27 protein-coding genes and 1 tRNA gene are annotated in these 25,719 nt (G+C 66.2%); 14 read left to right on the forward strand and 14 right to left on the reverse strand.

Going from position 1 to position 25,719, the window contains the following annotated elements:
* Together Q1J95_RS01825 and Q1J95_RS01830 are read left to right on the forward strand one after the other, a co-directional pair.
* The coding region (locus Q1J95_RS01825) for a S8 family serine peptidase (protein ID WP_300265563.1) at positions 1–1,036 on the forward strand (1,036 nt) is incomplete at its 5' end.
* 35 nt (positions 1,037–1,071) lie between these two features.
* Positions 1,072–2,523: an FAD-dependent oxidoreductase gene (locus tag Q1J95_RS01830; protein WP_300265604.1), complete on the forward strand. Its 1,452-nt coding sequence runs from the start codon at positions 1,072–1,074 to the stop codon at positions 2,521–2,523.
* Positions 2,524–2,589: 66 nt separating this feature from the next.
* Here Q1J95_RS01830 and Q1J95_RS01835 read toward each other — a convergent pair.
* A tRNA-Leu gene (locus Q1J95_RS01835) sits at positions 2,590–2,662 on the reverse strand.
* A gap of 54 nt (positions 2,663–2,716) precedes the next feature.
* On the opposite strand from Q1J95_RS01835, the gene Q1J95_RS01840 reads away from it, so the two are divergent.
* The 3 genes from Q1J95_RS01840 to Q1J95_RS01850 all read left to right on the forward strand — a co-directional run bounded on the left by Q1J95_RS01840 (position 2,717) and on the right by Q1J95_RS01850 (position 5,899).
* Entirely contained in the window at positions 2,717–3,952 is a 1,236-nt protein-coding gene (locus Q1J95_RS01840; RefSeq protein ID WP_300265564.1) for an alanine racemase, read from the forward strand.
* Positions 3,949–5,262: a D-arabinono-1,4-lactone oxidase gene (locus tag Q1J95_RS01845; RefSeq protein ID WP_300265565.1), complete on the forward strand. Its 1,314-nt coding sequence runs from the start codon at positions 3,949–3,951 to the stop codon at positions 5,260–5,262. Before Q1J95_RS01840 ends, Q1J95_RS01845 begins: the two co-directional genes overlap by 4 nt.
* A gap of 70 nt (positions 5,263–5,332) precedes the next feature.
* Positions 5,333–5,899, forward strand: a complete 567-nt coding sequence (locus tag Q1J95_RS01850) for a LemA family protein (RefSeq protein ID WP_300265566.1) — start codon at positions 5,333–5,335, stop codon at positions 5,897–5,899.
* A gap of 100 nt (positions 5,900–5,999) precedes the next feature.
* On the opposite strand, the gene Q1J95_RS01855 is transcribed toward Q1J95_RS01850, so the two are convergent.
* Positions 6,000–6,890 (reverse strand): hypothetical protein, encoded by an 891-nt coding sequence (locus Q1J95_RS01855; RefSeq protein WP_300265567.1) that lies wholly within the window; start codon positions 6,888–6,890, stop codon positions 6,000–6,002.
* Positions 6,887–8,146, reverse strand: a complete 1,260-nt coding sequence (locus Q1J95_RS01860) for a crosslink repair DNA glycosylase YcaQ family protein (RefSeq protein ID WP_300265568.1) — start codon at positions 8,144–8,146, stop codon at positions 6,887–6,889. The genes Q1J95_RS01855 and Q1J95_RS01860 overlap by 4 nt, the downstream gene beginning before the upstream one ends.
* A 93-nt stretch (positions 8,147–8,239) precedes the next feature.
* Between Q1J95_RS01860 and Q1J95_RS01865 the strand changes: the two genes are divergently transcribed.
* On the forward strand, positions 8,240–9,433 hold the full coding sequence (locus Q1J95_RS01865) for an AI-2E family transporter (protein WP_300265569.1): 1,194 nt from the start codon (positions 8,240–8,242) through the stop codon (positions 9,431–9,433).
* Positions 9,430–10,659 (forward strand): threonine ammonia-lyase, encoded by a 1,230-nt coding sequence (gene ilvA / locus Q1J95_RS01870; RefSeq protein ID WP_300265570.1) that lies wholly within the window; start codon positions 9,430–9,432, stop codon positions 10,657–10,659. Before Q1J95_RS01865 ends, ilvA begins: the two co-directional genes overlap by 4 nt.
* A gap of 12 nt (positions 10,660–10,671) precedes the next feature.
* Here ilvA and greA read toward each other — a convergent pair whose 3' ends face one another.
* Both greA and Q1J95_RS01880 read right to left on the reverse strand, forming a co-directional pair.
* Positions 10,672–11,160 carry a transcription elongation factor GreA gene (gene greA, locus Q1J95_RS01875; protein WP_300265571.1) on the reverse strand — a complete coding sequence of 163 codons (489 nt, stop codon included), beginning with the start codon at positions 11,158–11,160 and terminating at the stop codon, positions 10,672–10,674.
* A 93-nt stretch (positions 11,161–11,253) separates the two neighbouring features.
* Entirely contained in the window at positions 11,254–11,640 is a 387-nt protein-coding gene (locus Q1J95_RS01880; protein ID WP_300265572.1) for a DUF4307 domain-containing protein, read from the reverse strand.
* Between the two features lie 68 nt (positions 11,641–11,708).
* On the opposite strand from Q1J95_RS01880, the gene Q1J95_RS01885 reads away from it, so the two are divergent.
* Positions 11,709–12,071 (forward strand): hypothetical protein, encoded by a 363-nt coding sequence (locus tag Q1J95_RS01885; RefSeq protein WP_300265573.1) that lies wholly within the window; start codon positions 11,709–11,711, stop codon positions 12,069–12,071.
* A gap of 26 nt (positions 12,072–12,097) precedes the next feature.
* On the opposite strand, the gene Q1J95_RS01890 is transcribed toward Q1J95_RS01885, so the two are convergent.
* From Q1J95_RS01890 to Q1J95_RS01900, 3 genes are read right to left on the reverse strand one after another with little or no spacing between them, the layout of a single operon-like run.
* Positions 12,098–12,865 carry an SDR family NAD(P)-dependent oxidoreductase gene (locus Q1J95_RS01890; protein WP_300265574.1) on the reverse strand — a complete coding sequence of 256 codons (768 nt, stop codon included), beginning with the start codon at positions 12,863–12,865 and terminating at the stop codon, positions 12,098–12,100.
* On the reverse strand, positions 12,865–13,338 hold the full coding sequence (locus Q1J95_RS01895) for an S-ribosylhomocysteine lyase (protein ID WP_300265575.1): 474 nt from the start codon (positions 13,336–13,338) through the stop codon (positions 12,865–12,867). Before Q1J95_RS01895 ends, Q1J95_RS01890 begins: the two co-directional genes overlap by 1 nt.
* Positions 13,339–13,383: 45 nt before the next feature.
* The gene (locus Q1J95_RS01900) at positions 13,384–14,118 is read right to left on the reverse strand and encodes a hemolysin III family protein (RefSeq protein ID WP_300265576.1); all 735 of its coding nucleotides are present in this window, start codon (positions 14,116–14,118) and stop codon (positions 13,384–13,386) included.
* 101 nt (positions 14,119–14,219) lie between these two features.
* Between Q1J95_RS01900 and Q1J95_RS01905 the strand changes: the two genes are divergently transcribed.
* The 3 genes from Q1J95_RS01905 (at position 14,220) to Q1J95_RS01915 (ending at position 17,773) form a co-directional block, all read left to right on the forward strand.
* Positions 14,220–15,002 (forward strand): isoprenyl transferase, encoded by a 783-nt coding sequence (locus Q1J95_RS01905; protein ID WP_300265577.1) that lies wholly within the window; start codon positions 14,220–14,222, stop codon positions 15,000–15,002.
* 107 nt (positions 15,003–15,109) lie between these two features.
* Positions 15,110–16,216 carry an aminotransferase class V-fold PLP-dependent enzyme gene (locus tag Q1J95_RS01910; protein WP_300265578.1) on the forward strand — a complete coding sequence of 369 codons (1,107 nt, stop codon included), beginning with the start codon at positions 15,110–15,112 and terminating at the stop codon, positions 16,214–16,216.
* A gap of 282 nt (positions 16,217–16,498) precedes the next feature.
* Positions 16,499–17,773 (forward strand): PhoH family protein, encoded by a 1,275-nt coding sequence (locus tag Q1J95_RS01915; RefSeq protein ID WP_300265605.1) that lies wholly within the window; start codon positions 16,499–16,501, stop codon positions 17,771–17,773.
* Between the two features lie 117 nt (positions 17,774–17,890).
* Here the strand turns inward: Q1J95_RS01915 and Q1J95_RS01920 are convergent, their stop codons facing one another.
* Positions 17,891–18,724, reverse strand: a complete 834-nt coding sequence (locus Q1J95_RS01920; protein WP_300265579.1) for a DUF559 domain-containing protein — start codon at positions 18,722–18,724, stop codon at positions 17,891–17,893.
* Between the two features lie 238 nt (positions 18,725–18,962).
* Here Q1J95_RS01920 and Q1J95_RS01925 point away from each other — a divergent pair, with 238 nt between their 5' ends.
* Entirely contained in the window at positions 18,963–19,394 is a 432-nt protein-coding gene (locus Q1J95_RS01925; protein ID WP_300265580.1) for an ASCH domain-containing protein, read from the forward strand.
* A gap of 97 nt (positions 19,395–19,491) precedes the next feature.
* Here the strand turns inward: Q1J95_RS01925 and Q1J95_RS01930 are convergent, their stop codons facing one another.
* The 5 genes from Q1J95_RS01930 to xseA form a co-directional block, all read right to left on the reverse strand.
* Entirely contained in the window at positions 19,492–20,886 is a 1,395-nt protein-coding gene (locus Q1J95_RS01930; RefSeq protein ID WP_300265581.1) for an aspartate ammonia-lyase, read from the reverse strand.
* On the reverse strand, positions 20,883–21,560 hold the full coding sequence (locus tag Q1J95_RS01935; protein WP_300265582.1) for a carbonic anhydrase: 678 nt from the start codon (positions 21,558–21,560) through the stop codon (positions 20,883–20,885). Before Q1J95_RS01935 ends, Q1J95_RS01930 begins: the two co-directional genes overlap by 4 nt.
* The gene (locus Q1J95_RS01940) at positions 21,557–22,198 is read right to left on the reverse strand and encodes a DUF4245 family protein (RefSeq protein ID WP_300265583.1); all 642 of its coding nucleotides are present in this window, start codon (positions 22,196–22,198) and stop codon (positions 21,557–21,559) included. Before Q1J95_RS01940 ends, Q1J95_RS01935 begins: the two co-directional genes overlap by 4 nt.
* Complete coding sequence (locus Q1J95_RS01945) at positions 22,195–22,434, reverse strand: exodeoxyribonuclease VII small subunit (RefSeq protein WP_300265584.1); 240 nt, start codon at positions 22,432–22,434, stop codon at positions 22,195–22,197. The genes Q1J95_RS01940 and Q1J95_RS01945 overlap by 4 nt, the downstream gene beginning before the upstream one ends.
* A gap of 64 nt (positions 22,435–22,498) precedes the next feature.
* The gene (xseA, locus tag Q1J95_RS01950; protein WP_300265585.1) at positions 22,499–23,794 is read right to left on the reverse strand and encodes an exodeoxyribonuclease VII large subunit; all 1,296 of its coding nucleotides are present in this window, start codon (positions 23,792–23,794) and stop codon (positions 22,499–22,501) included.
* A 73-nt stretch (positions 23,795–23,867) separates the two neighbouring features.
* Here xseA and Q1J95_RS01955 point away from each other — a divergent pair, with 73 nt between their 5' ends.
* Together Q1J95_RS01955 and Q1J95_RS01960 are read left to right on the forward strand one after the other, a co-directional pair.
* A complete protein-coding gene (locus Q1J95_RS01955; RefSeq protein ID WP_300265586.1) occupies positions 23,868–24,941 on the forward strand; it encodes a 4-hydroxy-3-methylbut-2-enyl diphosphate reductase in 1,074 nt (357 codons plus the stop codon).
* Between the two features lie 230 nt (positions 24,942–25,171).
* Positions 25,172–25,687, forward strand: coding sequence for a DUF6264 family protein (locus Q1J95_RS01960; RefSeq protein WP_300265587.1), 516 nt, complete (start codon positions 25,172–25,174; stop codon positions 25,685–25,687).
* The last annotated feature ends 32 nt before the right edge of the window (positions 25,688–25,719 follow it).

The following is a 25,719-nucleotide window of genomic DNA, read 5'->3' on the forward strand; positions in this document are numbered from 1 at the left end:
CACTGATGTGTCAGGCAGCGGTTCGCCCGACGGTCGCACCCCGGTGGGAACCATCGACAGCGACCACGGCACCCTGGTCGCATCGATCGCGGCTGGTCGAGGCAAGAAGGACGGCACGGGAATGATCGGTGTCGCGCCGGAGGCGAACCTGCTGTCGGTGTCGATCGGGTTCGGTGCCGCGGCCGTGGTGCCGTTTGTTGAACAGCTGGAGAAAGGCATCCGCTGGGCGGTCGACAACGGGGCTGACATCATCAACATGTCGCTCACCACCAACACGCTCGACTGGGACGAGAGCTGGGACGACGCGTTTCTCTATGCTTTCGAGCACGACGTCGTGGTCGTGGTCGCGGCGGGAAACCGGGGGAGCGGAACGTCGGTGATCGGCGCTCCGGCCACGATTCCCGGTGTGCTGCCGGTCGCCGGCGTCGACCAGACCGGCATCGCCAGCCAGGAGGCGTCCACGCAGGGCATCACGATTGGCATCTCAGCACCCAGCGAGGGGCTGCTGGGGATCGCGGCCGATGGCACGCTGACGCACTGGAAGGGAACGAGCGGGGCGGCGCCGATCGTCGCGGGAGTTGCGGCGCTGATTCGCTCGGCGCATCCCGAGCTGGATGCCGCGAACGTCATCAACCGCATCATCAAGACCGCTATCCCAGTTCCCGGGGTGGAGCAGGTGCCTGATCCGCTGTATGGGTACGGGCTGTTGGATGCGAAGAAGGCGGTTTCGGCATCCGTCCCGCTCGTCGATGAGAACCCGATGGGTGACCTCGCCGAGTGGGTGCGTCTGTACCGTCGTGCCGAGGCGGATCCGCTGCCGGCGCCCGAGCTGACGCCCGTCGAGATCGAGCCGTTGCCCGCTCCGGAGCCGCCCACAGAAGCCGGTTCGCCTTTGCTGCCGAGCGCAGAATCGCTACGCTATGGCACACTGCCGCTCATGGCACTCACAGTGCCTGGTATTCTAATTGGGCTAGGCGTCACTGCTGCTGCCCGGCGCATCCGAACGGCGCGCGCGCAACGCACGCCAGCACCCTGACGAGGAGTTACCCACCTGTGCCTGAGAACAGCACTGTGCCCAAGATCCTGATTGTCGGCGGCGGTTACGCGGGTTTTTACACAGCTTGGAAGCTCGAGAAGCACCTCCGCAAGGGCGAGGCCGAGGTCACGGTCGTTGACCCGCTGCCGTACATGACGTACCTGCCGTTCCTTCCCGAGGTTGCCGCGGGGTCGATCGAGCCGCGTCACGCGGTGGTCTCGACGCGTCGTCACCTCAAGCGCACCAACGTGATCGCCGCGAAGGTCACGAACATCGACCACGCGAACAAGGTCGCCACCATCACCCCGAGCGAGGGCGAGGCGTACGAGTTCGCCTACGACCAGATCGTCGTGACGGCCGGCTCGGTTTCGCGTACGTTCCCGATTCCCGGTATCGCTGACAACGCGATCGGCATGAAGTCGATCGAAGAGGCCGTCTGGGTGCGTGACAAGCTGCTGTCCAACTTCGACAAGGCGGCGGCGCTTCCGGCCGGACCGGAACGCGAGCGCCTGCTGACAGTCGTCGTCGTCGGCGGTGGATTCGCCGGTATCGAGACGTTCGCCGAGCTGCGTTCATTCGCGTCGGCGCTACTCAAGCGCTACCCCGAGCTCACGTTCGACGAGACGCACTTCCACCTCGTCGAGGCGATGGGGCGCATCATGCCCGAGGTCTCGCTGAAGACGAGTGAGTGGGTGCTCAAAGATCTCGCGAAGCGCGGCGCGAACGTGCACCTCGACACGCAGGTCACGGGCGCTGTCGGCGGTAACGTCGAGCTGTCGACCGGTGAGGTCATCCCCAGCGACATCATCGTATGGACGGCCGGTGTGATGGCGAACCCGCAGGTGGTGCGCGCGGGCGACCTGCCGACCGAAGAGCGCGGTCGCATCCGTGCCGAGGCGACGCTTCGCGTCGTCGACGCCGAGGGTGCGGTCGTCGAGGGCGCCTGGACTGCCGGCGACGTCTCGGCTGTCCCCGACCTGACCGGCGGCGGCGTCGGCGGCTTCTGCGTGCCGAACGCTCAGCACGCGGTACGCCAGGCGAAGCGCCTGGCGAAGAACCTCACGGCGACGCTTCGCGGTGAAGAGCCGGTTGATTACATCCACAAGAACCTCGGTGCGGTTGCCGGTCTCGGCCTCGGTACCGGCGTGTTCCAGTCGGGCAAGATCGCGCTGAAGGGCTTCCTCGCCTGGGTCGCGCACCGCGGGTACCACGGTCTGGCGATGCCGACCTGGGAGCGCAAGTGGCGCGTGCTCTGGGGCTGGTGGCACAACCTGTGGCTCGACCGCGATATCGTGAACCTCGAGAAGGTTCAAGAGCCTCGTGCGTTCTTCGAGGCGTTCGCGTCGCGCCCGCGTCCCCAGACGGATGCTGCGCCCGCCGCCGACGCGAAGCCCGCTGCCGAGAAGCCTGCTGCGGCGAAGCCCGCCGCGAAGAAGGCGTCCGCTGACGGAGCACCGACTGAGCAGGCAAAGGTCGCAGCGAAGTAGCGACGCCCGCGCCCGACGGGTGCGGCTCGGTGGAGCGGTGGACGCGAAGATCCTCGGCAATCGCCGTGCCCCCACTGGGACTCGAACCCAGACTGAAGCGATTTTAAGTCGCCTTCCTCTGCCATTGGGATATGGGGGCGTGACGACAAGCTTATCCTCGCGCGCGATCGGCGTTGCGTCGTAGGGTAGGGGAGTGCTCGACCTCACTGCCGACCTGAGTCTCGACGGGTCACCCCCACGCGCGTGGGAGACGCCATCCCACTGGTGGCCGAGGTTGACGGATGCCACGCGCCACCTGCCCGCGCCGGTCTCCGTCATCGACCTCGACGCCCTGCGATACAACGCGATGGACCTGCTGGTGCGCTCGGGCGGCGTCCCCATTCGCGTCGCATCCAAATCAGTCCGTGTGCGCGAAGTGCTCGACGCCGTGCTGCGGATCCCGGGGTATCAGGGCATCCTGTCGTTCTCGATCGCCGAGGCGCTCTGGCTCGCCGAGACGCACGACGACATCGTCCTCGGCTACCCGACCGCAGACCGCGCCGGGCTCGAGACTCTCGTGCACGACGAATCAGCGGCCGCACGCATCACGCTCATGGTCGACGACGTCGCGCATCTCGACCTCATCGACAGCATCGCCGGGCCCGACCACCGCGAGACGATCCGTGTGGCCATTGACGCTGACGCGTCATGGCGCTCGCCGCTACTCGGCCACATCGGCGTGCGTCGATCGCCGTTGTTCACCGCCGCCGACGTCGCCGCTTTCGCCCGTACCATCACCCGACGGCGCGGGTTCCGACTCGTCGGTCTGCAGATGTACGAAGCGCAGATCGCCGGTCAGGGCGACAACGGACCCGACGCACCGGTGATCCGCATGGTGCAGGCACGATCGCGCGAAGATCTGCGCGTTCGACGAGCCGAGATCGCGGAGGCGCTGATCTCGATCGCCCCGCTGGAGTTCATCAACGGCGGCGGAACGGGCTCGCTGGAATTCACCGGCAGCGACCAGGCCGTCACCGAGGCATCAGCCGGCAGCGGCCTGCTCGGCGGGCACCTCTTCGATGGGTACCGTTCGTTCCGCCCCGCACCTGCCGCCGCATTCGCCTTCGACGTCGTGCGGCGCCCGGCCGCCGACATCGCCACCGTGCTCGGCGGAGGATGGATTGCCTCCGGCCCCGCCGTCGCGTCGCGGCAGCCCAGGGCCGTGTGGCCCGAGGGGCTGCGCACGATGCCCCGCGAAGCCGCCGGAGAGGTGCAGACGCCGCTCCAAGGTACCGCCGCGCGCGAGCTGGCCCTCGGCGACCGTGTGTGGTTCCGACACGCGAAAAGCGGCGAGCCCGCCGAACGCATCAACGCGTACCACCTGGTCTCCGGCTCCGAGGTGCTTGGCGAGCTTCCCACCTACCGCGGCCAGGGAAAGGCGTTTCTGTGACACGTCCCGGCGGAACCTGGCAGAACTGGGCCCGATCAGCGCACACGAGACCAGCCCGCGTCGAACGTCCCCGCACACCCGAAGGCGTACAGCGGGCCGTGCAAGCGGCGATCGCGCACAACCTGCCCATTAAAGCCGTCGGAGCCGGGCACAGCTTCACCGGCATCGCCGTTGCGCCCGGCGTTCTTCTTGAGCTCGACGACATGCAGGGCGTGGCATCCGTCGATCTGGCGCGAAGTCGCGTGACGTTCCTCGCCGGCACCCGACTGCACCGCATCCCGCGGCTCCTCGCCCCCTACGGCCTGGCGATGCAGAACCTCGGCGACATCGACCGGCAGTCGATCGCCGGTGCGATCTCGACCGGAACCCACGGGACAGGCGTCGAGTTCGGCGGACTCGCCACCCAGGTCGTCGCGGTGACGCTCATCACCGGGGAGGGCGAGTTTCTCACCATCAGCGACACCGAGAACGCCGAGATGCTTCCCGCCGTCGCCCTCGGACTCGGCGCCCTCGGCCTGATCGTCGAGGTGACCGTCCAGTGCGTCCCTGCGTTCGTCATGCACGCGATCGACGAGCCGATGCCGCTCGACGAGGTCATCCAGACGCTGGATGAGCGGGCGACGGCATCCGATCATTTCGAGTTCTACTGGTTCCCGCACACCGAGGTCGCACTCACGAAGCGACAGACGCGACTGCCCGAATCCGCTCCGCGCCACCCGCTGCCGCGCTTTGGCCGCTGGGTCGACGAGAGCCTGCTCTCGAACGGGGTGTACCGGATGGTGTGCGCCACAGGCAAGGTGATCCCTGCTGTCACGCCACCGCTGAATCGGCTCGCCGTGCAGCTCACCGGCGACCGGGAATACACTGACCGCTCGCACCGCGTGTTTACCCAGAGCCGCACTGTGCGATTTCGTGAGATGGAGTACGCCCTTCCGATCGAGAACGTCGCAGCTGCTTTTCGCGCCATCCAGGAGAAGGTCAGCGAGCGCCGGTGGCGGATCGAGTTCCCGGTCGAAGTGCGCTTCGCGGCCGCTGACGACCGTTGGCTCTCGACAGCGCACGGCCGCACCAGCGGATACATCGCCGTGCACCGGTACTGGCGTGCGGACCCGACCGAGTACTTCGAAGCCGTCGAACAGATCTGCCTCGAACACGGCGGGCGCCCGCACTGGGGGAAGCTCCACACACTTCACGCCGCGCAGCTGCGCGAACGCTACCCGCGCTTCGATGATTTCGTGTCGCTTCGCGACAGTCTCGACCCACAGCGTCGATTCACGAACCGCTACCTCGAACGCGTACTCGGCGAATGAGATTCGCCCAGTCGCCGTGCAGATTACGCCGTTAGGATAAGAAAAACTCGTTAAAGGGGGGTTGTGTGCCATGGAGTGGCTCATTCCGGTTCTGATCGTCGTCGCGGTACTCGTGCTCATCGGCATCTACTTCTGGGCGACCTACAACTCCCTCGTGCAGCTGAACGTCCGCGTTGACGAGGCATGGAGCGGAATCACCGTTCAGCTCAAGCGTCGAGCCGATCTCATTCCGAACCTCATCGAGACGGTGAAGGGCTACGCGTCACACGAGAAGGCTGTCTTCGAGAACGTCACGCGCGCCCGCGCGGAAACACTTTCAGCGACGAGCCCCGGCGAAGCCGGTATCGCCGAAGGACACCTGCAGCAGGCGCTGAAGAGCCTGTTCGCCGTGGCCGAGGCCTACCCGCAGCTGCAGGCGAGCCAGAATTTCCTGCAGGTGCAGCACGCGCTGGTCGACACCGAAGACAAGATTCAGGCGGCTCGCCGCTTCTACAACGGCGGCGTGCGCGAGCTCAACACCAAGATCAAGGTCTTCCCGAACAACCTGTTCGCCAAGGGGCTCGGCTTCACCGAACGCGAGTTCTTCGAGGTCGCCGACGGTGCGACGATCGCCGAGCCACCGCGCGTCCAGTTCTGACGAACGACTCGGCACTGAGCCGACCACCCGCTGCCTGAGTTGACCGTCGGTCTCTGAGCTGACCGCGGGTCCCTGAGGTTGTCGAAGGGTCCGCGTCGCGTCACCACACCGACAACACGATGTCATCGTCAGTGAACGCCACATCGCCACGTAACGCCCAGTTCGAGGTGCGATACGTCACCGTCGTCTCTGAACCGTCGTCGACACTCGTGCCGTTGACGGTGGCGACGAGCACGCCGCCGCCGGCCTGAAACGAGGTCAGCGTCAGCGTGACCGTCGGAAGCTGCTCGATGCGGTAGGTGATGCTGCTCACCGCCGAGAGGTCGGCCGCCCACGGGATGCTGATGCCACAGGATGCTGCGACTGCTGTTGCCGGTTCTGTGCACATCTCGAGGTACGTCGTGAGCTGGTCTTGCGCGTGTTCGGCGGCTGCGGGGGTGAGCGCGCCTTCGACGGCAACCGTCTCTGATGAACCGGGCGTGATCTGCACCGTCGCGTTGCCCGCCAAGAACTCGGCCGGCGAGGCGACCATCTCATACTGCGCGGGCAGCAGCTGTGCAGCAGCACCCGCTGCGAACACAGCGTCGCCGACAGCCACAGCGATGTCAGCCTGAGCCGAGCCGAAAGCGGCTGCCTGATCGGGCACCCATCGTCCGCCGCTTCGGACCATCGGAATCTCGGTATCGACGCGTTCGCCTGCTATCGAGAACGACGCACTCACCGATGCAGAGGAGCCGCTCTCGGTCATCTCGCCGACGCGCACATCACTGATGTATTCGCTCGCCGCGGCGAAGGCCGCCGCGGCCTCGGGCGGCACATCAAGGCCGGTTGCCTGCACGGCCGCGACGTCGCCGCGCTCGAGTGCCTGCAGATACGCCCGCGCCTGATCTTCCGCGCTTCCGCCGCGTGGAATCAGCAGCCATACCGCCGTGGCGACCACCGCAGCAGCCATGGCTACGCCGACGATGATCCAGACGGTGCGCCGTTTCATACTTCCTCGCGAGCGTGCGTGTGGCGCTGCACGTCGTTGCGCACGGCACGAAGGGCATCGGCCACAGCCTCGGTCGCGTCACCCCACCCCGACACCGAGATGTTCTCCAGGCCCTGCCACTGCGCGGCCAAGGCGAGTTCGCGAGCGAGAGGTACCGCATCGCCGGCCTGCGACTGCGGTTCCCACCACGCAGACTGCACCTGCAGCGTCGATGTCGCTCGCTCGGCCTTCAGATCGACCCGGGAGACGATGCGGTCGCCGACGAGCACCGGCAGCGAGTAGTAGCCATACCGGCGCTTGTGCGCGGGCACATAGATCTCGATGCGGTAGTCGAGCTCGAATGCGCGCAGCGCACGTTCGCGGAACCACACGACCGGATCGAACGGCGTGAGAATCGACGCGGCGTCGATGCGGCGGGGCAGCACTGCATCGCGATGCAACCAGGACGGTATGGGCTGATCGTTTCGCTGCCAGCCGCGCACCTCGACGGGCTGCAGTTCACCCAGTTCGACCAGTTCACCGATCGCCTGCCGGATCGCCACGCGATCACGGATGCGGTAGTAATCGGCCAGGTCGCTCTCGGCGGCCACCCCGGACGATCGAGCGGCGCGCCGCACCAGCTCACGAATCGCCTCGTCGCGCGGAATCACACGCTCGCGCACATGGGCGGGGATCACCTGCTCTTCTAAAGCGTAAGTGCGCTCGAACCCGCGACGGCCGCTGATGGCGACATCGCCCGTGCGCCATAGATGTTCGAGGGCGAGCTTGACGTCGTCCCAATCCCACCAGGTCCCTCGTTCGCGTGGGGCATCGGCGCGAAGCTGGGCAGGCCGCAGCGGTCCTCGGTCGCGCAGCTCGTCGGTGACCCACGCGATCGTGCGTGCGTTCTGGCTCAGCCACGATTGCGGGTCAGACTCCCATCGTCTGCGGAATGCCTCCATGCGAAAGCGCCACAGGGCCCAGTCGTCGATCGGCATGAACGTCGCCTCGTGTGCGAGGTACTCGACGTAATGGGTGGTCCGCGACAGGAACACCCGATCGAGCAGAGCAGAGTCGTAGGCGCCCAGCCGCGAGAACAGCGGCAGGTAATGACTGCGGGCGAACACATTCACCGAGTCGATCTGCAGCACGCCCAGGCGCTGCATCGCCCGGTGCAGATGCCGCACGGAGACCTCACTGCTCGGGCGGCGCCTGCTGAACCCCTGGGCGCCCAAAGCGACGCGACGCGCCTGCGCCGCGCTCAGAGTCTCTGCCATGTGGTCAGCGTATCGCCACGCTCCGACATCGCATCCGGCCGCTCTCGACGACTTCACACATTCAGCATCGCCACCACAAACTAGACTGGCCAGATGACGGAAGAGAAGCGTCCACGCAAGCGCGACTTTCTGTGGGGCGCCATGCCGACAGACCGCACCGTGTCCACGACGACCGATCAGGCCGTGCCCTTCTCGCTCCGCGTCGCCGCGGCCTACGCGTGGCGACTGCTGCTCATCGCAGCCGCAGCCGGCGTGATCATCTGGGTCGTCATTCAGCTCAAGCTCCTGGTCATTCCGATGCTCGTCGGCATTCTCGTCACGGCGCTGTTGTGGCCGGCATTCGAATGGATGCTCCGCAGACACGTCCCGCGCTGGCTGGCGATCATCATCTCGCTCCTGGGAACCCTCGCGATCGTCGCCGGGTTGCTGTGGCTCGTCGGCTGGCAGATCGCGCGCCAGTGGTCAGACGTGCAGGCCAGCACGGTGGCAGCCGTCGAAGAGCTGCGCCAATACCTCATCAATGGGCCGCTGCACCTGTCCGACACCGACATTCAGCAGTATCTCGATCAGGCGTTCACCCTGATCGCCGAGCAGGCGCAACTACTGTGGACCGGCGCCCTGGCGATCGGTACGACGTTCGGCCATGTGGCCGTAGGCGCGCTGCTGACGATCTTCATCCTCATCTGTCTGCTCGCCGACGGAAGCGGCATCTGGCGCTGGACGACGAAGCTCTTTCCCCGCGACGCGCGCCCTGCGATCGACGCATCCGCCCGCATCGGCTGGCGCACCGTCGTCAACTATGCCAAGACGCAGCTGCTGGTGGCCACGATCGACTCGATCGGCATCGGCATCGGCGCCTACCTGCTGGGCGTACCGCTGGCCATTCCCGTGGCTGTGCTGGTGTTCCTCGGTGCGTTCATCCCGATCGTGGGTGCTGTCACCACCGGCGCGGTCGCCGTGTTCCTCGCCCTCGTCTACAACGACCCGTGGAACGCATTCTGGATGCTGGTGGTCGTCATCGGCGTGCAGCAGATCGAGGGACACATTCTGCAGCCGATTCTGATGGGATCGGCCGTGAAAGTGCATCCGCTCGCCGTCGTGCTCGTCGTCGCCGGTGGATCGATGATCGCCGGCATTCCCGGCGCCCTGTTCGCCGTGCCGCTCGCGGCCTTCGTGAACGTCGTCGCTGTGACCTTGAGCACGGGGTCATGGAAGACCGGCCGACAACCCGCCGGTGATCTCATCTGGAGTACAGTGCCGCGCACGCGGCAACGGAGGAATACATGAGCGCAGTTCCCAGCCTGGCCGAGTTCGAAGAAGCCGCGAAGGGGCTGGCGAGCGTCATCGCACACACCCCGACGATGCCCTCACGCGTGCTCTCCGATGCTCTTGGCTCACCCGTCGTGCTGAAGATGGAGAATCTGCAGCGCACGGGATCCTTCAAGATCCGCGGTGCCACCTACCGCCTCTCGCAGCTCACCGCAGAAGAGCGCGCACGCGGAGTGGTCGCAGCATCCGCCGGAAACCATGCCCAGGGCGTCGCGCTCGCGGCGCAGGCCTTCGGCATTCCCGCGACGATCTTCATGCCGCTGGGCGTTCCGGTTCCCAAGCTCCTCGCGACCCGCGGATACGGCGCCGAAGTCGTCCTCGAGGGCGAGACCGTCGCGACGTCCCTGCAGCTGGCTGACGAGTTCGCCGAGCGCACCGGTGCCGTGATGATCCACCCCTTCGATCACCGGGATGTCGTGATCGGGCAGGGGACGCTTGGCCTGGAGCTGATCGAGGATGCACCGGATGTCGACACGATCCTCGTCGGAATCGGCGGCGGCGGTCTCATCGCCGGTGTGGCGGCGGCGGCCAAGGCGAAGGCCGCGAAAGCCGGACGCACCGTGCGCGTGATCGGCGTGCAGGCGGAGAACGCGGCGGCGATGGAGCCTTCCCTCACGGCCGGGCATCCGGTCGAGATCCAGACCCAGCCCACGATCGCCGACGGCATCCTGGTGGCCAAGCCCGGAGATGTTCCGTTCGACATCATCCACGGGCTCGTTGACGAAGTCGTCACCGTCACAGACGACGATATCGCGCGGGCGATCGTGGTATTGCTCGAGCACTCGAAGGTCGTCGTCGAACCCGCCGGTGCCGTCGGTGTCGCCGCGATCCTCGCCGGAAAGGTCTCTGGAACAGGCAAGACCCTCTCGGTGCTTTCCGGAGGCAACATCGATCCGTTGCTGCTGCAGCGCGTGGTCTCGCATGGGCTCGCGGCATCCGGTCGCTATCTCTCGGTGCGCATCCCGCTGCCCGACCGCCCCGGACAGCTCGCCCGCGTGTCAGAGCTTCTCTCGCAGGTTGGAGCGAATGTCGTCGAGGTGCTGCACACCCGTCACGGTCAGGGGCTGCAGATCAGCGAAGTGATCTTGCAGCTGAGCATCGAGACGCGCGGCACCGAGCACACCGAGCTGACGATCGATACGCTCCGCCGTGCCGGCTTCAACCCGAGCGTCGTCCCCGACTGATGCGGGCGAGGCTCAGCCGGCGTAGGTGTCGACCTTGGTGATCTCGACTGAGATCGCCTTGCCGTTCGGGGCCTCGTACGTGGTCTTCTCGCCGACCTTCAAGCCGAGAATCGCCTGCCCGAGGGGGCTGGCCTCGCTGTAGACGTCGAGATCCGTGTCGCCTGCGATCTCGCGGCTGCCCAGCAGGAAGACTTCTTCGCCCCCGGCGACCAGAGCCGTGACGACGGTTCCGGGCTCGACGATGCCGCGGCTCGCCGGTGCCTCGCCGACCTTCGCGGTCTTCAGGAGCTGCTCGAGGGTGCGGATGCGCGCCTCTTGTTTGCCCTGCTCGTCCTTGGCCGCGTGGTAGCCGCCGTTCTCCTTGAGGTCGCCCTCTTCGCGAGCCGCTTCGATGCGTTTGGCGATCTCGTCGCGACCGATTGTGGAGAGGTGCTCGAGCTCGGCGACGAGCCGATCGTAGGCGTCCTGCGTGAGGAAAGGTACCTGAGCGTCTGTGGACACAGCGTGCTCCTTCGTCGAACGCCCTTCAGGGCGATGGGGATATGCCAAGACGCCCCGGCAACCTGGCCGGGGCGTCGCTTGTCTCGGATGATTCTATGCGACCCAGCAGGTGTTCACCAAACCTGTCGTGGCGGCGGAGACCGTGGGAACAGTGGCACTCAGACGCTGCAGATGGGTGCCGTCGGGCTCAACCTCGACGATCTTCCACCCGACCACGCCGAACTCCTCATCCAGCGCCTCGATCGCGCAGACGACGGCGCTATCGGCGCGGCCGCTGACCTGGAAGTTCACCGTGACGCTGTGCTCGTCGACCACTTCGTAGCCCAGATCGTCGGCGTTGACAGCGCCCATCGACTGCGAGATGGTGAACCAGCCGGCGATGACGATCACGATGATCGCGAGTGTGCCGACGATGATCCACGTGCTTCGTTTCGTGCGGGTGCGACCATATCGCTCGTCGAGCTGTGCTGCTGTCGTCACGGGGGAGTGCTTTCGGTCGTTAGGCTGGTATCTCCAGGTTATGCGACCTGCGCAGGAAAGGCAGACTCATGCTCGTGCTGTTCGGAACAGAAACCCCGATTCCGACGCCGTCGATGACCGTCGACCCAGACTCCGTCACCCCCGGGCCCCTCGGTTTCGCGGCGATCGTCCTGATCGTCGCCGTGGTCGTGCTGCTGATCTGGGACATGAATCGGCGGATTCGACGTGTGCGTTACCGCGAAGAGGTGCGTGAAGAGCTCGACGCTGAAGAAGCCGCGCTCAAGAGCGAGGAGACGACGGATGCCGCGGCATCGGCTGACGCAGCGGTGGACGCGGGTTCCACCGCAGACGGCGCGGCCGACGACGACGGCGCCGAAAGCGATGCGGGCGCGGATGGCGATGCCGGGCAGAACCCGCCCGCCAGCCGCTGATCCCACGGAGTGTCACGCGCCCGGCGTTAGTGCATCGTCATTCCGCCGGTGACGTTGAGGCCTTGACCGGTCATGTAGCCCGCCAGATCGCTGGCGAGGAACAGAGCGACCCCGGCGACGTCTTCGACTGTTCCCGTGCGCCCCAGCGGCACCTGTGAGCGGTCTTCTTCTGCCACCTGCTCGGCGGTCATGCCGCGAATCGCGCCGCCCTCGATGCGTTCGCGATGCTTCATGGGCGTCTCGATGATGCCGGGGCAGATCGCGTTCACGGTGATGCCGTTCGCCGCCAGCTCGACCGCCATCGTCTTGGTCACCCCGAGCACGGCGTGCTTCGAGGCGACGTATGCTGTCATGCCGCGGTATCCGTTCTTTCCTGCCTGCGATGAGACGAAGATGACGCGGCCACGGCGCCCGGCGTCCACGAGACGGCGTGCCACCTCGCGGGCGACGATAAACGAACCCTTCGCGTTGACGTCGAGATTGCGATCCCACTCGTCGCCGGTGGTCGCTACCGCGTGAGCCATGGTCGAGGTTCCTGCCGCGGTCACGACGGTGTCGACGATTCCGACGGTGTCGGCGATGGCATCCAACACGCGCTCCACCGTCTTCTCGTCGCTGACGTCGAGGCCGACCGTCCACGCGTTCTTGCCCGTCGACTGCAGGGGCGTGTCAAAGCTCACATCGGCGCTCACGACCATCGCACCTTCGGCGAGGAAAGCGCGGACGATGCCGGCGCCGATACCGCTGGCACCGCCCGTGACGAAGACGACCGTGCCACGGAGCTCGTCGAACATCACACGCCTACGCGCGTGAACGCATCGAGGCTGATGCCCTGTGCCAGGATGTGCTTCGACCACTCGCGTGCGCTGTGCAAGCTGTGGTCGCGGTAGTTGCCGCAACTGACGGCGTCGACGCCGGGCACATCGTCCCACGTGACATCCTCGGCGATCGCGGCCAGGCTGGCGCGAACGCCCGCGACGACATCTGCGACGCCCGGCTCACCCCAGGTGATCAGGTGGAAGCCGGTTCGGCAACCGAAGGGAGAGATATCGATGACGCCGTCGAGATGATCGCGCAGCAGGCTCGCCAGCAGATGTTCGATCGTGTGCAGGCCCGCCGTCGGGATCTCGCCCTCGTTGGGCTGCACGAAACGCACGTCGAAGTTCGAGATCGCATCGCCGCGCGGGCCGCGCTCGACCGCGATCAGACGAACATAAGGGGCGCGGACAGCGGTGTGATCCAGCGTGAAGCTCTCGACATCAGCCATGGGAATCTCCGTTCGTCAGGGTCGGCCTCAGTATCAGTATCCGTGTCAGCCGCTCAGGCCCAGCGACGGCGTGAACGGCGCCAGCGAGATGAGCAGGCACGCGGTCCAGTGACACAGGAACGCCAGCACCGTGCAGAGGTGGAAGATCTCGTGGAAGCCGAAGTGACCGGGCCACGGGTTCGGCTTCTTCAACGCGTAGATGACAGCGCCGCCGGTGTAGAGCACGCCGCCCACGCACACGAGCACCATCATCGCGACATTCGCATTCACCAGGTCGACCATGTACATCACGGCGGCCCAGCCGAGCAGGAGGTAGAGGGCGACATAGAGCCAGCGCGGCGCATTGATCCAGAACACTCGGAAGAGGATCCCCAGTAGCGCACCGCTCCACACCAGGATCAGCAGGAGCGTGCCCTTGTCAGGAGGCAGGGCGCCTACGGCCAGTGGCGTGTACGTGCCGGCGATCAGCAGCAGGATGTTCGCATGATCGATGCGTTTGAGTACGAGCTTGGTCTTCGGGCCCCAGTCGATGCGGTGATACAGCGCGGAGTTGCCGAAGAGCAGCAGAGAGCTGGCCATGAATACCGCGGCCGCCCACTTCGCCGGAGCGCCCTCCGCGAGTACGATCAGCACGATTCCGGCCGCGATCGCCACGGGGAACGTCCCCGCATGCAGCCACCCGCGCCATGACGGTTTTATCTCGGCAGCACCATCGTCCCTCGCGGCCTTCAGCAGCGGAAGCTTCGGTACGGGTGTGGCGTTTGTCTCGGGTGTGCTCACCCGTTCACTCTATGCGGCCACCTATGCCGCCGGACGTACACATTGCGGATGCACAGGTGCAGCACACCGGGAAATCGTCTGCTGCGCGGTAGCGTAGGCACGTGGATACGCGTGCGGGTGAAGGTCGCGGGCTGCTGTACCGGTTGTACGGCAACCGTCTTCGGCGACAGCTCGACGTGGCATCCGTGCCGCACCACGTCGCGATGATGATCGACGGAAACCGGCGGTGGGCTCGTCAGCTCGGGCTGGAATCGCCCGCTGACGGACACCGCGCCGGTGCCGCGAAGATGCGGGAGTTCCTCGGCTGGTGCGACGACATCGGCGTCGAGGTCGTCTCGCTGTATCTGCTCTCGAGCGACAACCTGCGAAAACGCGATTCGAAAGAGATCGCCGACCTGATCGAGATCATCGCCGAGCTCGCCGAAGCCCTGTCGATGCAACCCGACTGGCGCGTCAAGCACGTCGGGCGCTCCGACATCCTTCCCGTCGAGCTCGCCCGGGTGCTGAGTGATTCCGAAGAGCGCACGAAACAGAACGCGGGCCTGCACGTGAACCTCGCCGTCGGCTATGGCGGACGCCACGAGATCGTCGACGCCGTGCGCTCGATCATCGCCGAGCACGACGCCTCGGGCGGCACGATGGAAGACCTCGCCGCGCACCTCACCCCCGAGATGATCGGCGAGCACCTGTACACGGGCGGCCAGCCCGACCCCGACCTCGTGATTCGCACGAGCGGCGAGCAGCGCCTCAGCGACTTTCTGCTCTGGCAGAGCGCGCACAGCGAGTTCTACTTCGTCGAGGCTCTGGGGCCCGATCTGCGTGAGGTCGACTTCCTGCGTGCGATCCGCGACTTCGCCGACCGAGACCGCCGCTTCGGCCGCTGAGTCACGCCGATCTCGCGAGCTGGTCGGCCCGAGACCGGCCGCTGAGCCTGTCGAAGCGCCCGCCACCTCACCATGCATCTCATGCGGATGCATGGGAGAATCGTAGGGTGACCACTTTCGACGACTATCTTGAAACGTTCGAAGGCGACCCCGGTTATCTGAACTGGGCGGCGTTCGGGCCGATCTCGCCGAGCATCCGTGCTGAGGTTTTCGCGGATGCCGACCTGCTGGGCAGCGGGCGTCCGTCATCTCTCACGCTCGTCGACGAGCGTTTCTCGGAAGCACGCGAGATCGCGGCCGAGATGCTCGGTGCGTCGGGTGACGAGGTCACGATGCAGCCGTCGGCGACGTACGGGCTCATGCACGCCTTCTACGGACTCACCGGAGCGGTGATCGCATCGACGGCGGAGTTCCCGAGCATCAGTATGACGTTGGAGCGCGCCTCGCAGGCGTCGTCGGGTGAGCTGTCGCCGCGGTGGATCACGCCCGAGCACACCTTCGTGACGCCGGATGCCGTCGCCGACGCCCTCGACGACGACGTGGCGGCGCTCGCCGTGAGCCATGTCGATTTCCGTACCGGTTACCGGGCGGATCTGGCCGCGCTGCGTGAGGTCATCGGACCCGATCGACTGCTGATCGTCGACGCCGTGCAGTCGTTCGGCGTGGTCGACACGGATTTCTCGGCCGCCGACGTCGTGGCCGGGCACGGGTACAAGTGGTTGCGCGCCGCACGCGGCACAGGCTTCACCTCGTTCTCAGCGCGGGCCCGCGAGCGTATCGCGCCGGTACTGTCCGGGTTCGCCGGCGTCGACGGCGGACTCCCGGTCGACGAACTGCCGGCGCCAACGGCATCCGCTCGTGCTTACTCAGTCAACCACCCCGATCAACTTGCCGTCGCCCGCCTCGCGGTGGGCCTGCGCGACGTGCGCGATGCCGGTGTCGCGGCCATCGAAGGGGCCATCGCGGAGCACGTCGACCGCATATTCGAGATCGCCGATCGCCACGGTATCCCGACCGTGACGCCGCGCGAGCGCAGTGAACGCGCGGGCATTGTGGCCCTGGCGCCCGACGAGCCCGCCGTGCTCTCCGCCGCGCTCACGAACGCGGGCGTCGTCGCGACCACACGCGGGGCGACCGTCCGCGTGGCCGCGCATGCGGGAACCAGTGTCGAGACCCTGCAGATGCTCGACGACGCCATCGGCACACTGGGCTGATCGCGTTAATCGGCTGATCGCGTTAATCGGAAGTTCATCCGCGCGTCGGGCGTGTCTTCGCTTGATGACGCATCCGAAGTCGTACGTTCAAGTCATCGGGCACCGTGCCCGGTCGAGTCGGCCTTCTGGATCGCGACTCGTGGCCCTGGTCGACTCGAGGCATAGCCGGGAAGCATCCCGGGTCGGGAGTGGGTCGTGACCACACGTACAGCACAGCAGTCCACCCGTCAGGTCTCGCGCAAGGCATCCGCTGGGAAGCCGGAGCAGGATCTTCGCACCTACGTGCTTGACACCTCGGTGCTGCTGAGTGATCCCCAGGCATTCTTTCGCTTCGCTGAGCACTCGATCGTCCTTCCGGTCGTGGTGATCACAGAGCTCGAGGGCAAACGCCACGATCCAGAGATCGGATACTTCGCACGGCAGGCGCTGCGCCACCTCGACGAGTTGCGCGTCGAGCACGGCCGCCTCGACTTCCCGGTGCCGATCGGTGAGGGCGGCACGCTGCGTGTCGAATTGAACAACACGGATGCCTCGGCGCTGCCCAGCGGCATCCGCCTCGGCGACAACGACAGCCGCATTCTCGCCGTCGCCATGAATCTCGCGCAGGACGGACAAGACGTCACGATCGTCTCGAAAGACCTCCCCATGCGCGTCAAGGCCGCATCCCTCGGTCTGCTCGCCGAGGAATACCTTGCAGAGCAGGCCGTCGACTCGGGCTGGACGGGCATCGCCACGCTCAACCTGTCGGGCGACGACATCAGCGACCTGTACGAGAGCGAGGTCGGACTCAGCGAAGAGGCTCGCGGCCTGCCCGTCAACACCGGACTGATCATCCACTCCGAACGCGGGTCGGCGCTCGCGCGCATCTCCGGCGACGGCGAGTACAAGCTCGTCCGCGGCGATCGTGACCTGTTCGGTATGCACGGGCGCTCGGCAGAGCAGCGCATCGCGATCGATCTGCTCACCGACCCGGACGTCGGAATCGTCTCTCTCGGCGGCCGCGCCGGAACTGGAAAATCAGCGCTCGCGCTATGCGCCGGGCTCGAAGCCGTGCTCGAGAGGCAGCAGCAGAAGAAGATCATCGTCTTCCGCCCGCTGTTCGCCGTCGGCGGTCAGGAGCTCGGATACCTGCCCGGCGACCAGAACGAGAAGATGGGACCGTGGGGGCAGGCGGTCTTCGACACGCTCGGTTCGGTCGTCTCGGGAAACGTCATGGACGAGGTCGTCGAACGCGGCATCCTCGAAGTGCTTCCGCTCACCCACATCCGGGGGCGCTCGCTGCATGACGCGTTCGTGATCGTCGACGAGGCGCAGTCGTTGGAGCGCAACGTGCTGCTGACCGTGCTCAGCCGCATGGGCCAGAATTCGCGCGTCGTGCTCACCCACGACGTCGGACAGCGCGACAACCTGCGCGTCGGCCGACACGACGGCATCGCCTCAGTCATCGAGACGCTCAAGGGGCACGACCTGTTCGCTCACGTGACCCTGATGCGCTCGGAGCGCTCGGCCATCGCGGCCATGGTCACCGAACTGCTGGAGGGCGGCGAGCTCAGCTGACGCTGGCTACTCTGGTCGCCTCGGAGGGCGTCCCGCTCTGCGGAGGGCGTCCCGCTCTGCTGACTGATTCGTTCAGAACGTCAGCGGATCGGGACCGGTTCAGCAGATCGGGACACATCAGGCGTACTCTCGCACCCGCCGCAAAGCCGCAACGATCGCTTTCTGAACCGTCGTCCAGTCGTGCACGATCTGGGCGTAGTCGAAGCGCAGCGTCTCATACCCGAGGGCGGATGCCGCGGCATCCCGAACTCGATCTTTGTGGCGTTTCGTCTCCGAGGCGTGGTTCTCCTTGCCATCTGCCTCAAGGATGAGCCGGCCGCCGACGACGAAGTCGACCTTGCCGACATCTCGGATGACAACCTGACACCGCAATGTGATGCCTAGAATGTGCAACCGCAGTCGAAGCAACGATTCAAGTCCGCTGTCGGCGTCGGCACGGGCGATGTCGATGAGCCAACGAACGGATGCCGGCAGAGCTGCCCTGATGCGGGAGCGAGCCGCTTTCGACAGAAGCCTGAGCTTCCACGCCGACTCGAAAGCGGCGAAGAACGCCTCATCGCCCGCGCACCGGCGGAAATGCAGCAAGGCAGTTTCGAGATCGACACGGCCGAGCGGCGGCCGCCCGCGGTAGAAATGAGACACGCAGACGCAGCCGTCGTGCGGATGCCTGTGGTTGTCGGCACCGAGCCAGACATGCGGTACCTCGGGCACGTCGAGTACCCAGATGTTGAGCATCCGGAGCACGCTCGCACAGGTCAGGGCGCCGCCGTGGGCGGTCGCCGCATGCACGTCGCTGTTGATCGGGGCGACGGCGAAGACCCCGTCGCGGATCCGAAGAATCTCACCGCGGCCGACCAGTCTCGACAAGGTCCGGCGGGCGAAGCCGAGATCCTGCAACTGCGTGCCACGTGCTATTCCGCCCAGGCGCTTGATGGTTTCCGTAGCCGACATGCTTCACACCATGGCGGATGGCGAAGCATCCCTTCGTCGGTGGACGCAGGAATGGGGACAAGCGGGCGTTGCGAGCGGGCTGTGCAGAACGTGCGCGTCCGGATTTGCCGCACGTGCGCGTCCCGCTCTGCCGACTGTGTCCCGATCTGCCGAGGAATTCTCTCAGAACGTCAGCAGATCGGGACGTGCTCAGCAGATCGGGACGGATGCGGGGCGTCATGGCACATAGGATGATCGGATGCCTGAAGCCGATCTGTCCGTTTCCGAGTACGCGTTCCCCGGGCCGCTGCGCGACCAGCTGGTTGCGGCGATTCTGAGCGGAGCGAAGACGTCGACGACCTCACTGGTCGCGCAGTACGACGTCGACGGCGACCCGCTGCCCGCCGTCGGAGACCGTGCGGTCGTGATCGACTCAGCCGGGGAGCCCGTGTGCATCGAAGAGATCACTGAGGTCCGGGTGGCGCGTCTGGCCGAGGTCGACCTCGATCACGCCATCGCCGAAGGCGAGGGCTTCACGACGGTCGCCGAGTGGCGCACAGGCCACGAGGAATTCTGGCACAGTGCCGAATTCCGCTCCGAGATGGGGACAGACTTCACCGTCGACGACGACTCTTTGGCCGTGCTCGTGCGGTTTCGGACCGAGCCGCTGAGCGGCATCCGCTCCGCATAGGTGCCCAATCTGCCGACTGTGTCCCGATCTGCCGAGGAATCCTCTCAGAACATCGGCAGATCGGGACGGGCTCAGCAGATCGGGACACCCGCCCACGTCAGCCGGCGTGGGTCATACTCAACAGATCGAGCTTCTCGTCCAACTGCGCCTCGGTGAGCTCGCCGCGCTCGACGTAGCCCAGCGCGATGACAGCGTCGCGCACGGTGATGCCCTCCGCGACGGCGTGCTTGGCGATCTTCGCGGCGGCCTCGTAGCCGATGAGCTTGTTTAGCGGGGTGACGATCGACGGGCTCATGCCCGCGAACGCCGCGGCGCGCTCGGTGTTGGCCTGCAGCCCGTCGACGGTCTTGTCGGCCAGCACGCGCGAGGCGTTCGAGAGCAGACGGATCGATTCGAGCACGGAGGTGCCCATGACGGGGATGGCGACGTTGAGCTCGAACGAGCCGGATGCTCCGGCCCTGGCCACGGTCGCATCGTTGCCGATGACCCGGGCGCACACCATGAGCACGGCCTCGGGGACGACCGGATTGACCTTGCCGGGCATGATCGAGGATCCCGGCTGCAGGTCGGGGATGTGCAGTTCGCCGAGGCCGGTGTTGGGCCCGGAGCCCATCCAGCGCAGGTCATTGTTGATCTTCGTCAGCGAGACGGCGATGGTGCGCAGGGCGCCGGATGCCTCGACCAGACCGTCGCGGTTGGCCTGAGCCTCGAAGTGGTCTTTGGCCTCGGTGATCGGCAGCTCGGTCTCTTCTGCGAGCAGAGCGATGACCTTCTGGGGGAAGCCGAGCGGGGTGTTGATTCCCGTGCCGGTCGCCGTGCCGCCGAGCGGCACTTCAGCGACGCGCGGCAGAGCCGACTGGACGCGCTCGATGCCGAGGCGAATCTGACGGGCGTAGCCGCCGAACTCCTGGCCGAGCGTGACGGGCGTGGCATCCATCAGGTGGGTGCGACCCGACTTGACGGCTTCTTTCCACAGCTCGGCCTTCGCCTCGAGGGCGACGGCGAGATGGTCAAGCGAGGGGATGAGCGTGTCGATCAGCGCCTGCGTGACGGCGATGTGCACCGAGGTGGGAAACACGTCGTTCGACGACTGCGAGGCGTTGACGTGGTCGTTCGGATGCACGGCAGAGCCGAGGATGCCGGATGCCAGCGTCGCGAGCACCTCGTTCATGTTCATGTTCGACGAGGTGCCTGAGCCGGTTTGGTAGGTGTCGACGGGGAACTCACCGTCGTGCGCGCCCGAAGCGACCTGGTCGGCCGCGGCCGCGATCGCATCGGCAATGGCACCGTCGAGGGTGCCGAGCTCTTTGTTCGCGAGCGCCGCAGCCTTCTTGATGCGTGCAAGGGCGGCGATCTGCGTCGGCTCCAGCCCCTTGCCAGAGATCGGGAAGTTCTCGACGGCACGCTGGGTCTGCGCCCCGTACAGCGCGTTGACGGGCACGCGAACCTCGCCCATGGTGTCGTGCTCGATGCGGTACTCGTTATCGGTCACTGCGATCCCTCCTGGGTTGTGGGGTCGGCTTCGACCCCCGTGTCGTCGATTCCGACGGTGATGACGGGCACGGCCGTGCCCTCGGCAAGACGGTAGTTCGCGCCGACGATTCCCAGCCGTCCCTCGGCGACGGCGGTGCTGATCATCTCAGACGACTGCAGCAGGTTGGCGACGGTGTTGCGCAGGTGCTCGCGACCGACGAGTTCGGCATCGATGTCGGCGGGGGAGGTGCCACCGCTTTCGCTCAGCACCTTTCGGGCTGCGGGGATGATCGGCGCGATCAGCTTCCAGATCGCCGGCGGCAGGGGGTCGGCATCGATCGCGGTGCCGTCGATCGCCGCGGCGACCGCGCCGCACTCGTCGTGCGCGAGCACGACGATCAGTGGAACGTTGAGGATGCCGACGGCATACTCCAGACTCGCCACGATCGACTCGCCGATGACCTGCCCGGCATTGCGCACCACGAAAAGGTCACCCAGGCCCAGGTCGAAGATGATCTCGGCGGCCAGGCGCGAGTCGGAGCATCCGAACAGAGTCGCCACCGGGTTCTGCTCGTGGGCCAGGTCATGGCGTCGTTCGACGTCTTGATTCGGATGCCGCGGCTCACCCGTAACGAATCGTTGGTTTCCGGCCAGCATGTCCTGCCAGGCGGCAGTCGGGGTGAGTGTGCTCATCGTGCCTCGTCAATCTCTTCTAACTGGGGAATGAGAGATTCGGCGAGCTCCGCCGTCGAATCGGGCGATCGTGCACCGTACAGCAGGACGTAGTCGTCGCCCGCCTGGGTGCCCAACGCGTAGGTGACGTTGTTGTCGGTGTTGTTGGGAAGGTCGTAGACGTTCCACTCGAACCCGTCGATCTGCATGGTGTCGGTGGCGGCGAACCCGTTGAGCAGCTGCGGCGCCCAGTCGGCGTCGGCGTCGAACGCCTGAGCGACCGTGATGAACCCGCGCTCGTCTTCGCCGGCGGGGGCGAGCGTAACCTTCCAGACCGGCGTCGCGCCGGGTTCGAGGGCGGCCGCGTTCACCCGCCAGAAGTCAGCCGTGTCGGGGACGAGTACGGGGCGCTCCATGCTTGATTCGACATCTGCTGCGATGCGTGCCACGTCGATCGGCGGGGCATCGACGCGCTCGCCGCGGGGCACGCCGAAGATCACGATCGCGACGACGGCGACAGTGATGATGAGCGCGGCGATGAGATTGCGAAAGGTCTGACTCGACCGGTAGGTCTTGCTGAACTCGGCCTTGCGTGCGGCCGTCTCCTCCGGCGTCTCCGGGCGGCCGAGCTCGGCGACGATGGGAGCCTTTTTGCTCACGAATCGTCCTCATCGGATGCCGCGGCACGAGCCGCGTCGAGGCGACGCTTCGCACCGAGCAACCACTCTTCGCAGCGTGCGGCCAGCGCTTCGCCTCGCTCCCACAGCGCCAGCGAGTGCTCAAGGGTGGGCGAGCCCTGTTCGAGCTCGGCGACGACCTTCACCAGCTCGTCGCGAGCGGCCTCGAACGACAGGGTCTCAATGGAGGAGTCGTTCTGCGCAGTCACGCCTTCCATCCTACGACGTACGGGGAGACTCTACGACGGGCTCAGGGGCGGCGGTTCAGGGTGTGGCAGCGGCTCAGGGGTCCGTAGTAGCGGCCGCGGGCGCTTCGGCGATCTCACCCTCGGAGCGGGCGGCGATGGACCCGCGGTCGACCGTGATGGTGATCGCGGTACCGGTGGGGGCATCTGCCGCGTCGCGCAGGATGATGCCGTCGCGGTGCGCGATGGCATAGCCACGTGCGAGTGTGGCGGCCGGCGACAGGGCGCGCAGTGACGCGCGCAGTTCGCCGGTGTTGCGGCTGGCGACGTCGAGCTGGCGCATGACGTGCTCGCGTCCGCGCGAGACGAGCAGCCACAGTTCCTGTGCACGGTCGTCGATGATCGGATCGGGCGAGCGGAGCACGGGGCGGCTGCGCAGCTGTTCGAGCTGGGCGATGTCGTGTGTGATGCGCTGCGTGAGGCGCGAGGTGGCCCGCGCGCGCAGCTGGCCGATCAGGGCGCGTTGCTCGCCGACGTCGGGAACGACGCGTTTTGCGGCGTCCGTCGGGGTCGACGCGCGCAGGTCGGCGACGTCATCGAGCAGCGGATGATCGTTCTCATGTCCGATTGCCGAGACGACAGGGGTGGATGCTGCGGCCACGGCACGGATGAGACGTTCGTCGCTGAAACCCAATAGCGTCTGCGGGTCGCCGCCGCCGCGGGCGATGATGATGACGTCGACCTCGGGGTCGGCATCCAATTTCGCCAGCGCAGCGAGAGTTTCGGGCACACAGCGATCGCCCTGCACCGCGGCGTACTCGGTGCGGAAGCGCACCTGCGGCCAGCGCAGCTCGGCGTTGCGGTGCACGTCTTTCTCGGCATCCGATCGTTCGCCGGTGATGAGGCCGATGACATGCGGGAGGAAGGGTACGGGCTTCTTGCGTTCGTCGTTGAATAGGCCCTCCTGCCGCAGCTGGGCGCGCAGCCTCTCGAGCCGTTCGAGCTGTCCGCCGAGTCCGACGTGCTTCATGGATGAGACGGTGAAGCTGAAGTCGCCCGCCTTGATGAAGTAGTCGGCCTTCACCGCGGCGACGACATGGTCGCCGATGGCGAGGTCGGTGGGGATGCGTCCGCGCACGCTCGACCAGATGCGAATCGAGATCTGCGCATCGGAGGCGGTGTCTTTCAACCGGCCGAAGATGTTTCCGCCGCGCACGTTCCATGACGTGATCTCGCCTTCGACCCAGACGGTGTTCCATCGCGCGATGAAGTCTCGGATCGTGCCGTTGAGGCGGGCGACAGAGGTCGGGGCATCCGCTGTCGAGTCACGCGGAGCGACGGCATCCGCCGGCGGAGTCTCGCCATTCGCGGAGGATGCTTCGAATACCGTCATCTGATCCTTTTCGTGCTGTGCGCCTGAGAGGGCATTCAGGCCCTCTATCGCGGTTCAACGGTAGTCTGGAGGGGTGAGCCAGGCCACCGTACACCTTCCCGTTCCTCGCATCCCCCGTTCTCGGGCGAAGCGGCTTCAGGATATCCCGGTCGACGGACACAAGCGCATTCTGCTCGCCGCTCCGCGCGGGTACTGCGCGGGCGTCGACCGCGCTGTCGTCGCCGTGGAGAAGGCGCTCGAGCGGTATGGGGCTCCGGTGTATGTGCGCAAGCAGATCGTGCACAACATCCACGTCGTGACCGAGCTCGAGCAGAAGGGCGCGATCTTCGTTGAAGAGGTCGATGAGGTGCCCGAGGGGGCCAACGTCGTCTTCAGCGCGCACGGTGTCTCGCCTGCGGTCGTGGGCGCGGCATCCGATCGAGGCCTGCACGCGATTGACGCGACCTGCCCGCTCGTGACGAAGGTGCACCGTGAGGCGGTGCGATTCGCACGCGACGATTTCGAGATCTTGCTCATCGGCCACGATGGCCACGAAGAGGTCGAGGGAACGGCCGGGCACGCGCCGGAGCGTGTGACGATCGTGAACTCGCCCGAAGAGGCCGACACGGTCGAGGTGAAAGATCCGTCGAAGGTCGTGTGGCTGTCGCAGACCACCCTGTCGGTCGATGAGACGATGGAGACGGTCAACCGGCTGCGCACGCGTTTTCCTGAGCTGCAGAATCCGCCGTCAGATGACATCTGCTACGCGACGCAGAACCGCCAGGTGGCGATCAAGAAGGTCGCGAAAGATGCTGACCTGGTGATCGTCGTCGGTTCGTCGAACTCGTCGAACAGCGTGCGCCTGGTCGAGGTTGCGCTCGAGTACGGCGCCAAGGCCGCGTACCGGGTCGACTACGCCGAGGAGATCAAGCAGGAGTGGCTCGATGGCGTGGCGACCGTGGGCGTCACCAGCGGTGCGTCGGTGCCCGAGGTGCTCGTGCGCGAGGTCGTCGAGACGCTGAGCGTCGCCGGCTACGGCGATGTCGAAGAGGTGCGCACCGCCGAAGAAGACCTCATCTTCTCTCTGCCTAAGGAACTGCGACAGGATGCCGCTGGCAACCGTGACAGCCGCGCGCTGGGTGGTCGTAGCAAGGCCGCCGCAAACTGAACGCGCCGTTCTGAACCCCTCGCAAAACACTGGACACTCGTCTAGCATGAGGGCGTAGTGTTCCGTTGAACGGAGCTATAGGTGAAGGTGGCGTCCCCAGCGCTCTTCATCTCGGGTTCGGGATTCCCAGTTCTCGAACCCGCGGCCCCTGAGGAGTTCGACTTCTCCGGGGCCGCCGCTGTTTACTGTGCTGTGCGCTGGCTCAAAGATCTGACAGCTAGCATGGCGGGATGACCGATCAACGTCCGCAGTACGGTGAGTTCGCGACGCCAGAGGAGCAGCGGCGTCTTGCGGGACTTCCGCCGATGGACGCTGTGGTTTCGGCTCCTGTCGAGCCGGTCGCCGCTGCCCCGGCCGAGAAGACCGCGCAGCCGCGCCGGTGGGATCGCATCATCACGATCGCGCTGCTGGCATACGGACTCATCAGCGTCATCACGACGGGAATCTCGTATCTCGATCTGCCGACCGTGATGAACGAGACCATGAAGATCATGGGTATCCCCGGCGAGTTCACGAACTTCGCTCAGGGGCGCCTGTGGGGCACGATCGCCGCCGTCGTGCTCGCTGTCGGCTGGGTCGTCACCGCGTGGCTGTCGCTGCGGCGGCTTCGCACGGGAAAGCTCACCTGGTGGATTCCGGTGGTCGGTGCCGCCGTGACCATGATCGTCGTCGGCATCTGCGTGACGGTGCCGATGATGGCGGACCCGGCGTTCGTCGAGTATGTCAGCGGGCTGTCGAGCCCGTAGCATTCGGTGCTGATGTTCAGCGCGCGGCAGTA

Source organism: Microbacterium sp. (genome assembly GCF_029263575.1).
Classification (GTDB): domain Bacteria; phylum Actinomycetota; class Actinomycetes; order Actinomycetales; family Microbacteriaceae; genus Microbacterium.

Excerpts from the sequence above, each read along its gene's own strand:
- Q1J95_RS01850 (WP_300265566.1), top strand. The coding sequence starts at position 5,333 with ATGGAGTGGCTCATTCCGGTTCTGATCGTCGTCGCGGTACTCGTGCTC.
- Q1J95_RS01855 (WP_300265567.1), bottom strand. The coding sequence starts at position 6,890 with ATGAAACGGCGCACCGTCTGGATCATCGTCGGCGTAGCCATGGCTGCT.
- Q1J95_RS01860 (WP_300265568.1), bottom strand. The coding sequence starts at position 8,146 with ATGGCAGAGACTCTGAGCGCGGCGCAGGCGCGTCGCGTCGCTTTGGGC.
- Q1J95_RS01865 (WP_300265569.1), top strand. The coding sequence starts at position 8,240 with ATGACGGAAGAGAAGCGTCCACGCAAGCGCGACTTTCTGTGGGGCGCC.
- ilvA (WP_300265570.1), top strand. The coding sequence starts at position 9,430 with ATGAGCGCAGTTCCCAGCCTGGCCGAGTTCGAAGAAGCCGCGAAGGGG.
- Q1J95_RS01885 (WP_300265573.1), top strand. The coding sequence starts at position 11,709 with ATGCTCGTGCTGTTCGGAACAGAAACCCCGATTCCGACGCCGTCGATG.
- Q1J95_RS01890 (WP_300265574.1), bottom strand. The coding sequence starts at position 12,865 with ATGTTCGACGAGCTCCGTGGCACGGTCGTCTTCGTCACGGGCGGTGCC.
- Q1J95_RS01895 (WP_300265575.1), bottom strand. The coding sequence starts at position 13,338 with ATGGCTGATGTCGAGAGCTTCACGCTGGATCACACCGCTGTCCGCGCC.
- Q1J95_RS01920 (WP_300265579.1), bottom strand. The coding sequence starts at position 18,724 with ATGTCGGCTACGGAAACCATCAAGCGCCTGGGCGGAATAGCACGTGGC.
- Q1J95_RS01925 (WP_300265580.1), top strand. The coding sequence starts at position 18,963 with ATGCCTGAAGCCGATCTGTCCGTTTCCGAGTACGCGTTCCCCGGGCCG.
- Q1J95_RS01935 (WP_300265582.1), bottom strand. The coding sequence starts at position 21,560 with ATGAGCACACTCACCCCGACTGCCGCCTGGCAGGACATGCTGGCCGGA.
- Q1J95_RS01945 (WP_300265584.1), bottom strand. The coding sequence starts at position 22,434 with ATGGAAGGCGTGACTGCGCAGAACGACTCCTCCATTGAGACCCTGTCG.
- xseA (WP_300265585.1), bottom strand. The coding sequence starts at position 23,794 with ATGACGGTATTCGAAGCATCCTCCGCGAATGGCGAGACTCCGCCGGCG.
- Q1J95_RS01960 (WP_300265587.1), top strand. The coding sequence starts at position 25,172 with ATGACCGATCAACGTCCGCAGTACGGTGAGTTCGCGACGCCAGAGGAG.